This is a genomic window from Flavobacterium amniphilum (assembly GCF_023634845.1).
GTDB lineage: Bacteria > Bacteroidota > Bacteroidia > Flavobacteriales > Flavobacteriaceae > Flavobacterium > Flavobacterium amniphilum.
This window is the reverse complement of the sequence record NZ_JAMLJL010000053.1, coordinates 1-938: the sequence shown is the minus strand read 5'-3', so window position 1 is coordinate 938 and position 938 is coordinate 1. Positions and strand designations below refer to the sequence as shown.

Genomic DNA, 938 nt, shown 5'->3' with positions numbered 1-938 from the left:
GTTATGGGCTATGTTAACAGAAAACAGAAGACATATTATTTTAAAAGACAGAAAATCAATAAATGAAAATATATTCAGCAATACAAATTGGAGATTATCATCAAAATAATTGTGAAGACAATTTGTATATTGGAGAATATGGGAAAAATAAAATTCTTTGCGCAGTAATGGACGGTTGCACAACTGCATTGGAAAGTCATTTTGCTTCTACTCTAGTTGGAAAAATTCTAAAGAAAATCTGCGTTGAAAAAGGTTATAAAGAATTTATTGAACAAAATGATCTACAACTCAATATTGAAGAAAACTTAAAATCTATTCTCCGAGATTTATTAAATGAGCTCAAAATTGTAAAAAATCAATTAATGCTTGACTCAAAAGAATTATTAACAACCTTAATTATTATGTTGTTTGACAAGAATAATGAACAAGGAATAATTTTAGCAATTGGAGATGGTTTTGTAAATGTTAATGGAGAAATAACTGAATTTGAACAAGACAATAAACCCGATTATTTAGGTTTTCATTTATCCGAGGATTTTGAAAAGTTCTATAATTCTCAAAAACAGAAAATTGAATTTAACAAAATAACAGACTTAAGTATTTCAACTGACGGAATATTTACTTTTGAGAAATTAGTACCGAATAAATCTAAAGAGGAGATTAATGTAATTGATTTTTTAACAACCGAAAAAACGAATTGGGAAAAAGACGAAATGCTTAATCTAAAACTAAAGATTTTAGAAAATGAATTTGGATTGAAACCTACTGATGATTTTTCTATAATCAGAATAACGAAGTAAAAAACACAGCCCATAACAGCCACTACAACGGATTTGGGCATTGGGCTTAATGGAAAATGGTTTTGTATTTGGGATGATTTGGCAAATCCGAAAAATGGTCTTAATTTAACCCCAAACCCGCTGTAGTGCCAGAACGTT

Annotated in this window: 1 protein-coding gene; it reads left to right on the top strand. The window is 28.8% G+C overall.

Features of this window, described 5'->3' with window-relative positions; genetic code table 11:
- Positions 1-62: 62 nt before the first annotated feature.
- Positions 63-800 (top strand): protein phosphatase 2C domain-containing protein, encoded by a 738-nt coding sequence (locus tag NAT51_RS19630; RefSeq protein ID WP_250601812.1) that lies wholly within the window; start codon positions 63-65, stop codon positions 798-800.
- Positions 801-938: the final 138 nt, after the last annotated feature.